The organism is Pseudomonas sp. GXM4 (genome assembly GCF_008923895.1).
GTDB classification, from domain to species: domain Bacteria; phylum Pseudomonadota; class Gammaproteobacteria; order Pseudomonadales; family Pseudomonadaceae; genus Aquipseudomonas; species Aquipseudomonas atacamensis.
The window spans coordinates 1-8,995 of the sequence record NZ_WBRZ01000221.1 but is presented as its reverse complement, the minus strand read 5'-3'; the positions used below and the strand labels follow the sequence as shown (position 1 = coordinate 8,995).

At 60.0% G+C, this 8,995-nt stretch carries 7 protein-coding genes and 1 pseudogene; 1 reads left to right on the top strand and 7 read right to left on the bottom strand.

What is annotated here, in order from left to right; genetic code table 11:
• Positions 1 to 186: 186 nt before the first annotated feature.
• The 7 genes and pseudogenes from F8N49_RS21550 to F8N49_RS21520 form a co-directional block, all read right to left on the bottom strand.
• Complete coding sequence (locus F8N49_RS21550; protein ID WP_016772222.1) at positions 187 to 984, bottom strand: MetQ/NlpA family ABC transporter substrate-binding protein; 798 nt, start codon at positions 982 to 984, stop codon at positions 187 to 189.
• A 167-nt stretch (positions 985 to 1,151) separates the two neighbouring features.
• Positions 1,152 to 2,084, bottom strand: a pseudogene (locus F8N49_RS21545) (sigma 54-interacting transcriptional regulator).
• Between the two features lie 51 nt (positions 2,085 to 2,135).
• Positions 2,136 to 2,717, bottom strand: a complete 582-nt coding sequence (locus tag F8N49_RS21540) for an alpha/beta hydrolase (RefSeq protein WP_110644765.1) — start codon at positions 2,715 to 2,717, stop codon at positions 2,136 to 2,138.
• 363 nt (positions 2,718 to 3,080) lie between these two features.
• Positions 3,081 to 3,482, bottom strand: coding sequence for a biopolymer transporter ExbD (locus F8N49_RS21535; protein WP_007972930.1), 402 nt, complete (start codon positions 3,480 to 3,482; stop codon positions 3,081 to 3,083).
• Position 3,483: 1 nt separating this feature from the next.
• On the bottom strand, positions 3,484 to 4,209 hold the full coding sequence (locus F8N49_RS21530; protein ID WP_151552478.1) for a MotA/TolQ/ExbB proton channel family protein: 726 nt from the start codon (positions 4,207 to 4,209) through the stop codon (positions 3,484 to 3,486).
• Positions 4,210 to 4,254: 45 nt separating this feature from the next.
• Positions 4,255 to 5,064, bottom strand: a complete 810-nt coding sequence (locus tag F8N49_RS21525; RefSeq protein ID WP_151552476.1) for an energy transducer TonB — start codon at positions 5,062 to 5,064, stop codon at positions 4,255 to 4,257.
• Positions 5,065 to 5,472: 408 nt separating this feature from the next.
• A complete protein-coding gene (locus F8N49_RS21520; protein WP_151552474.1) occupies positions 5,473 to 7,833 on the bottom strand; it encodes a TonB-dependent receptor in 2,361 nt (786 codons plus the stop codon).
• Positions 7,834 to 7,998: 165 nt separating this feature from the next.
• Between F8N49_RS21520 and F8N49_RS21515 the strand changes: the two genes are divergently transcribed.
• Positions 7,999 to 8,943, top strand: a complete 945-nt coding sequence (locus tag F8N49_RS21515) for a LysR family transcriptional regulator (protein ID WP_151552472.1) — start codon at positions 7,999 to 8,001, stop codon at positions 8,941 to 8,943.
• Positions 8,944 to 8,995: the final 52 nt, after the last annotated feature.

Genomic DNA, 8,995 nt, shown 5'->3' with positions numbered 1-8,995 from the left:
AAGGAATGCAGCCGGGGACGCTCCGCGCCACATTAAGAGCCGAACGCGGAGCGTCCGATGAGGCATTCCCACGCAGAGCGTGGGAACGATCTTTTCAACGGCTTGAAACGCACGCAAAAAAACGCCGATGACCATCACTGGCCATCGGCGTTTTCACGTCTGAAGCGGATTTGCTCAAGCGTCAGATCAGAACGCCGGCAATACCGCGCCGCTGTACTTCTTCTCGATGAAGGCTTTGACTTCCGGGCTGGTCAGGGCCTTGGCCAGTTTCTGGATCGCGTCGCTGTTCTTGTTGTCCTCACGGGCAACCAGGAAGTTCACGTATGGCGAGTCAGCGCCTTCGATCACCAGCGCATCTTTCTGCGGGTTGAGCTTGGCTTCCAGCGCGTAGTTGGTGTTGATCATGTCCAGATCAACTTCTTTCAGAACGCGCGGCAGCAGGGCCGATTCCAGTTCCTTGAACTTGAAGTTGTGCGGGTTCTTGGCGATGTCTTTTGGCGTTGCCAAAGCGTTTTTCGGATCTTTCAGTTCGATCAGGCCGGCCTTTTGCAGCAGGATCAGGGCGCGGCCGCTGTTGCTGCCTTCGTTGGGGATGGCGATGGTCGCGCCGTCCGGCAGCTCAGCCAGAGTCTTGTACTTGCTCGAGTAGCCACCGAACGGTTCAACGTGGACGCCCTGCACGGTCACCAGGTACTTGGATTTGTCATCCTTGTATTTACCCTGGTTGAAGCTGTTCAGGTACGGCAGGGTCTGGAAGTAGTTGGCGTCGAGACGCTTCTCGCCGACCTGTACGTTCGGTTGCACGTAGTCGGTGAAGACCTTGATTTCCAGATCCACGCCCTCTTTGGCCAGGGTCGGTTTGATCAGCTCAAGGATTTCAGCGTGGGGCACCGGCGTTGCGGCAACTACCAGTTTCTCGCCGGCGTTGGCGAAAGAAGCCGTCAGTGCAGCCGCCAATGCGGTAAACAACAGAACCTTTTTCATGCAGTGTCCTTATCGAAAATCACGGTCGTCATCGACGACGGCATTTAATACGTGTGCCAGTGAAGTGATATCGCTGGCGTGAGGCGGACAATACCCGGATTTTTTATTCCCGGACAATAACGTTTATTCAGCTTCATATTCCATTTTGTTCATGTTGAAGAAAATGCTCACACCGCCTCGCTCAAGCGAATCAGCCAGTCTTTCAACGCCTTACGCTCTGCACTGCTCCCACCTATATGGGTCTGCCTGACCAGACGTTCGATCTGAACCTGCGGCGCAGACGCGTCAGGCAGGTTCAGATGTTCCGGCAGGATTTCGTCGCCGGTGCTGACCAGCAGGGCAAAGTGGATGACGTTTTCCAGTTCGCGAGTGTTGCCCGGCCAGCTGTGTTGTTCGAGTACATGCTGAGCGGCTTCGCTGATCAGCGGCACGGGCAGATCGAGACGCTGGCTGTAGATGCCAAGGAAATACTCGGCCAGCGAGAGAATGTCGCCGGTACGCGCGCGCAATGCCGGCAGCTCCAGATGACCCTCGCTGAGGTAGTGATAGAGCCGCTCGTGGAATTTTCCGGCGTCCACGGCCTGGGCCAGATCGATGCTGGTCGCCGCAACCAGGCGCACATCCACCGGGCTCGGCTGATGCGCACCGACGCGGGTGACTTCGTGGTTTTCCAATGCCGCGAGCAACTTGATCTGGATTGGCAGCGGCAGATCGCCGATCTCATCCAGGTACAAGGTGCCGCCGTTGGCCGAACCGAACCAGCCGGCGCGGCTGCTGGCCGAACCGCTGTAGCTGCCGGTGGCGTAGCCGAACAGTTCGGCGTCGGCGTAGGTCGGGCTGATCGCGCCGCAGTTCACCGAAACGAACAGCCCGCTGCGATCACTGGCGCGGTGGATATGCCGGGCGAGCAGCTCTTTACCGGTGCCAGTCTCACCGCGAATCAACACTGAAATCGAACGTGGAGCCAACTACTCCAACTCCTCGCGCAATTGCCGCGAGCGTGGGTCGACGAACACCAGCGCCTTGGCGCGAATGCTCAGAGGGCTTTTTTCCGCATCGGGAAAGGTCAGCAAGGGCTGACCGAAGGTTTCCAAACTCATGGCAGGCTCCCGCCCAAAACCGCCAGCCGACGGGGGCGTTGAATAGTAAGGTCAGGCGCGACGGCGGGCGTGGAGTTCCAGGCGATTTTGCAGGCGATAGAGGTAGGCAAACCCCTGCTCCCAACGCTGATGCCCGGACTTGACGTTGATGTGGCCGGCCCCGGCAAGAATCCCCGTCTCCGCGCCCCAGTTGCGCGCCATTTCCAATGCGCGCGGCGCACTGACGGCGGCGTCGTTGTCGGAGCTGACGACCTGACTGGGAAACGGCAACAGGTCCGTCGGGATCGGTGCGAAGTTGCGCAGTGCCGGCGCACAGGCAGGACGCTCGACATCGGCCGGCGCGACCAGCAACGCCCCGCGCACCTGACGCAGGTACTGCAACGGCGCAGTCGCCGCCCAGTGAGCGACGGTGATGCAGCCGAGACTGTGAGCGATGAGAATGACCGGCGTGCTGTCCGCGGCAATCGCTTCGGCCAGCGCGGCGACCCAGTCTTCACGGCGCGGCGTCAGCCAATCGGCCTGCTCGACCCGCGCGCTGTTCGGCAGGCTGTTCTGCCAGTGGCTTTGCCAATGATCTTCTGGCGATCCTTGCCAGCCCGGCACAATCAGGTAACGGATTGATTCGTTGCGCATGGGGAAGCTCTCCTGCGTCGTGTCTGTTCCGTGTCGAGTATAGGGAGATGAGTTATATTCGTTAAGGAATAAGAAGCTATTTATTAAGACCCTTATCGAATATGTGATTTGTGTAGGGCATAAGATTCCTCCCCCTCACCCCAACCCTCTCCCCCAAGGGGGCGAGGGGGAAAGGGAGCCGATCTTCAGGTTCTTCAAATCTTGAGTTCGACTGGATTTCTCATATCGGTGTATAGCCGCCAGACACCCCGGTCAGTCCCCTCTCCCTCCGAGAGGGCTAGGGTGAGGGGCTTTTTCAAATACCGAACGCAAAAAAAGGGCCGCACCCTGCCAAGGAGACGGCCCCGGAAAAACGAAAATCTGTTACCGCGCGGTGATCACCGACAATTTGGTAATCCCCGCCCGTTCGATCGAAGCCATGGCTCGCGCCACTTCGCCGTAATTCACCCCGTCATCGGCCTGCAATTGCACGCGCACTTCCGGGTCCTTGGCCTTGGCCGACTTGAGGTTGAATTCCAGCAAGTCGGGCTGAATCTCGTCCTTGTTGATAAACAGCTTGCCGGCGCCGTCGATGCTCACCACCAGCGGATCCTTCTGCTCGACCGGTGCCACCGCTTCGGTCTTCGGCAGGTTGATCGGTATCGCATTGGTCAGCAGCGGCGCGGTGACGATAAACACCACCAGCAGCACCAGCATCACATCTACCAGCGGCGTCACGTTGATTTCGCTGAGCACCTCATCCGTGTCTTGCGTAGAGAAGGCCATATCAGGAAGCCTCCTTCACTTTTGCCGCGTTGCCCGACGTTGCCACCTTGTGTGCGGTCGGGTGGATCAGCACGCGGAACGCGCTCTTCTGCGCCAGGCTGTAGAAGTCGTGGGCGAAGTCATCGAGATCCGCCGCGGTCAATTTCAGACGGCGCAGAAAGTAGTTGTAAACCAGCACCGCCGGCACCGCGACGGCGATCCCCACGCCAGTCGCGACCAGTGCCGCACCGATCGGGCCGGCCACGGTTTCCAGGCTTGCCGAACCAGCGACGCTGATGCCTTTCAACGCTTCCATGATTCCCCACACCGTGCCGAACAAACCAATGAACGGCGAGGTGCTGCCAATACTCGCGACCACCGCCAGACCGGTTTCCAGCGAACGCCGTTCACGGACGATCTGCTGGCGCAAGGCGCGTTCGAGGCGATCCTGATGGTTGATCGCCTGGCTCAGGTCATTTGCCTGCGGCGCCTCGCCCACCTGGATCGCCGCGTAACCGGCCTGCGCCACCCGCGCTGCGGCGCCGGGCTGGGTTTCGCTCAACTCGGCGGCGGCATCCAGGCTCGACGCCGCCCAGAAACGTTTGTGAAAGCGCCGATCCTGTGCTTTCAAACGACCGAACTGCACAGCCTTGAGCAATGCCAAACCCCAAGTGGCGACGGAAAAAACCACCAGCAGCCAGATCACCGCGCTTTCGATGGATTCCAGTGGAGATGCCAGTAACGTCATGATGTGTTCCCTCGTGTAAACATTTCGCGCGAATTTGGTTTCGGTTTAATGAATCTTGAAATCGATGGGCACGCTGACCCAGCCGTCCTGGGCGACATCACCCTGCTTGGCCGGGACGAAACTCCAGCGCTTGACGGCATTCAGCGCCGCATCGTCGAGCTGCTGCCGGCCACTGCTTTTGGCAATCTGAATCTCGCCCGGTTTGCCGCTGGCCAACACATGCACCCGTAACAACACCGTGCCTTCCCAACCGCGACGCTGGGCCAGCGACGGGTATTCCGGCGCCGGATTTTTCAGATACGCAGCGTTGGCTGAAGCCGGAGTAACAGGCGCCGGTGCCGGTGGCGCAGGAGGCGCTGGAGCGGCGACCGGGGCTGCGGGTTTCGCTGGCGCTGGCGGTTGCTCTACTGCCTTCGGCGCCGGTTTGGGCGGCGGTTTCACCACCGGTTTGGGTTTGGCGATCGGCTTGGGCGGCGGCGGTTTCACCGCCAACTCATCCTCCACTGGCGGTGGCGGTTCGACCACGGGCGCCGGTGGTGGCGGCGCAACAACCGGCGGCGCTGGCGGAGCCGGGCGCGAAAACTCGATGGTCATCGGCGGAATTTCCGGCGGCACCACCGGCAGCACTGGCGTCGGTTTCTGGCTGACCCAGTAAATCACCGCGCCATGCACCACCAGCGCGAGAACACCGAGCAGAAGGGTTTCGCGCCGACTCAAAATACCCTTGGGCGCTCGCTGCAAACGCAACTGCCCCAACGGCACCCGGTGCGGCCGGCCAAGATCGACCAGTTCGTCACTCGGCGTGTGCCGCCACATCAACTCCCCTGCGCTGGCGGCGGTCTGGACATTGCCCATTGTTCAACTCCCTGCAGTCTCTTTCGTTCTACGAGCCAAAGCGATCAACCCGCAATTCTTGAAGCCCCCACGGCGTAGTCGATGGGGTAATCATTGGGCTTGCACGCTTATCACCGAAAGTAATCTTTGACGTTATGCATAGGTCTTCAAGGAATATGCAAATCGCCCGTTTTTACCGAAGCCGCGCACCACAAGGGCTGCAGCGATCTGCCATAAACCCCATGCTTTTACGGCATGAAAAGTATTCGGATACGGCATCCGTTAACGCCTTAAAAGGCTGTTTTGGTTCGCTGAATGCCGACGTTAGGCGCGATTGCCGCCGTCGCTGTCGATCAGCTGCGTCTGCTTGCCGGCGCCGCTGAGGGTTGGTTGAACGGCCATGTCCAGGTCAGCGCCTTGAAAGCTCAATTAAAAGTCGTAGCGACCGGTAACGCCGAGGGTTCGCGGGGTGCCGAGCAGGCCTTCATAGCCGCCGTTGCCGCCGGTCCACAGAGTCGTGTAGTAGGTTTTGTCGAAGGCGTTTTTCAGCCACAGCGAGACGTCCCACTGGCCCTGATTGAAATCACCGCGCAAGCCAGTGGATAGGTTGACCACCGCGTAACTGGGGATCTGCCCGTAGTCGGAATCCTCGACCGTGCCCACCGCTTTGGAGCGGAACGCGTAGCTGCCGGTGACGTAGGGTTCGAAGCCGTTAGCCAGATTCCATTTGTATTCGCCGTTGGCGTTGCCGATCCATTTCGACGCGCCGACCACTTGATGGCCGCTGAGGTCGCACGAGGCCGGCGCACCCGGGGCCTGGCTGACTTCCGGCGGGCACGGCGCATCCTTGTACGAGAGGTAGCTGACGTCGTTGTACGAGCCGTTGAAATTCAGGGTCAGGCCACGCAGCGGCACCACGGTGCTTTCGAACTCGATGCCACGCGAGCGCACCGAGCCTGCGTTGGTCAGGTATTGCACGCGGTTGGCGGCGTCATAGGCGTTGGTCTGGTAGGCGTTGACCTGGGTCCAGAATACGTTGGCGTTGAGTTGCAGGCGGCGATCCCACAGGGTGCTTTTGAAGCCGAGTTCGGCGTTGTTGGCGCGCTCGGTGCCGATCAGTAACGAGTCGGCGCCAGCGGTAGGTGCGGAGCCGACCGCGAGGTTGACCCCGCCGGATTTCTCGCCGTGGGACAGCGTCGCGTAACCGAGCACGTCGTCGGTAATGCGATAGCTCAGGTTGAGCAGTCCCGAGGGGCTGGAGCTGTACTGATTCAAATCACCGGAATCGTAGACGCCGGCACGCCCCCGACGCGCATTGGCTGCCGCACCCGCCACCGCCACGCCGCCGACCGGCGCGTTGCGGCTGACCGAAGCGTTTTTCTCTTCGTAGGTGCCACGCACCCCGGCGGTAAAATCGAGACGTTCACTCAGGTGCCAGGTGCCTTGGGCAAACAGGGCGAAACTGTCGGTCTGGATATGGCCGTTGCCGACGCTGATGACGTTGGCCAGGCTGCCCGCCGGTGTGCCATTCCAGATGTCGGCCTGCGGGCCGTAATAGGAGAAGGATTTGTTGTCCAGATCCGAGCCGAAATAGTAGGCGCCGACCACATAATCGAAGAACTCACCCTTGGGCGAGGCCAGGCGAAATTCCTGCGAATACTGTTTGTCTTCCACCGACACGCCGGCGTTGTAACTGGCCGGCACGTTGAGGCCATCGTCGTTGCGCGGGGTGAAATTCCAGAAACGATAAGAGCTGACCGACGTCAGGGTGAAGTCGCTCGGCAACGTCCAGTTGGCTTCCACCGACGTGCCGCCCTGATGCACGGTGACGTGCTGGTCGTTATCGAGATTGACCTTGCGATGCCGGCCGTTGACCAGCGTCGCCCCGGCCGCACTGGCCCGCGCTTCATACAGGTTGACGCCGTTGATGGTCGGCCCGGTGTTGTACAACACCCGGGTGCCGGCGCTGGAATCTTCTTCGTTGTAATCGCCGATCCAGCGCAGATTGAAATCTTCATTGGGCTTGAACAACAGCTGCGCGCGAAAGCCCTCGCGGGAGCCGCCGTTGAGGTCGTGGCCGTCGTATTCGTTCTTGATGTCGCCGTCACTGCGCGTGCGATACGCCGAGAAGCGCCCGGCCAGTTGATCGTTGAGCGGCCCGGAAATCGTGCCTTTGGTCTGGAAGTAACCGTCCTCGCCGACCGAGGTTTCGATACTGCGTTCCGGTGTGAAACTGGGGGCGCGGGTGCTGATGTTGATGACCCCGGCGGTGGTGTTCTTGCCGAACAGCGTGCCCTGCGGACCGCGCAAGACCTCGAGCTGTTCGATGTCCATCAGATCGAACACCGCCATTCCTGGACGACCCAGATAAACGTTATCGATGTACAGGCCAACGCTGCCTTCCAAGCCATCACTGGCCGGGTTGTTACCCAGGCCACGGATCGACACGCTGGACTGGCGCGCATGCATGTAAGCGACGTTGACGCTGGGCACCAGTTGCTGCAAGTCCTGAATCCGGTAAACCCGTTGCGTCTCCAGATTCTGCCCACTGACCACGCTCATTGGCGTCGGCACGTCTTGCGAACTTTCTTCGCGGCGGCGGGTGGTGACGGTCACGGTTTCCAGCTGCGAACCGTTCGCCGCCGCTGTGCCTGCGGGGACGGGCGGAGGGGTTTCGGCTTCGGCGGCATAGCCGTGAGTCCAGCTGGCGCTGCCTGCCAGCAACAGCGCCAAAGGCAGGCGTTTGAGCCGTCGGGGTGATGGGGGTAACGCGAGATTCAACGGACTCATGGCGCGGCTCCTGGTCAAAAAACACACAGACATCTTCAGTGCTGCATATTCTTTTCAGTTATTTATTTATGGATTTAGAAATATTTACTGCATAAGAGATTGCCTTTATAAGGAGTCGACCTAATGCATATCCAATGCATTTCCCGGATATTTTTTATGTGAAAAATGCATATCGACTTGCGCCAATTGCGTCACTTCATTGCTCTGGTTGAGCAACGCAGCTTCGTCGCTGGAGCGCAGGCGGTGAACCTGTCGCAGTCGGCATTCAGCCGCAGCATCCAAGCACTGGAACACAGCGTCGGCTGCCAGTTGGTCGACCGTGGGCGCAAGGAATTGCCGCCTACCAAACAGGGCCATGTGCTGCTCGAACATGCGCGGCGACTGGTCAGCGGTGCGCAGCAGATGGCCAATGAGATCAGCCAGTTCAATGGCCTCGAGGCCGGGGAATTGCGCTTTGGCTGCGGGCCGGCGCCAGCCGCTGGATTGATCCCACGCGCGATCGGCGCGTTCATCGGCCGCTACCCGAAAGCGCGGGTGCAATTTCAAGTCGATGACTGGCAGAGCCTGAGCAAACGCCTGCTCAGCGAAGAGTTCGAATTCTTCGTCGCCGATACCCGGCAATTCGAGGCCGATCCGGATCACCAGACCTACCGCTTGCGGGCACGCAAATGGCATTTCTGCTGCCGCGCCGGGCATCCACTTACGGCGTTTGAACGCATCACTGCCGAGCAATTGCTGAGTTATCCACTGGCGGTCAGCATCCGCCCGCCGAACCTGCGCAAGGTCATCGTCGACCTCAGTGGTCGTCCGGATTTCACCCCGAATGTGGAATGCGAAAACGGCTCGAGTCTATTGAGTGTGGTGTTGCGCTCGGAGGCGATCGGAATTGTCGGCGCGTATTCCGATGCGCTGCATCTGGCCAAGGGTGAGCTGGTCTGTTTGAAGATCGAAGGCCTGGCCGATGATCTGGAGGAGCTGTACACCCGCTATGGCATCGTCAGCCGCGCCGGGTATCGGTTGTCACCGTTGGCCGAAGCGATGATTGAGCAGATCAAAGTGGTTGATGCGGAGGATCAGGAAGTGTGTTCGCTGGAGAATTTTGCTGTCTGAGCTGGCCCCTTCGCGAGCAGGCTCGCTCCCACGGGAATACGCATTTCCAATG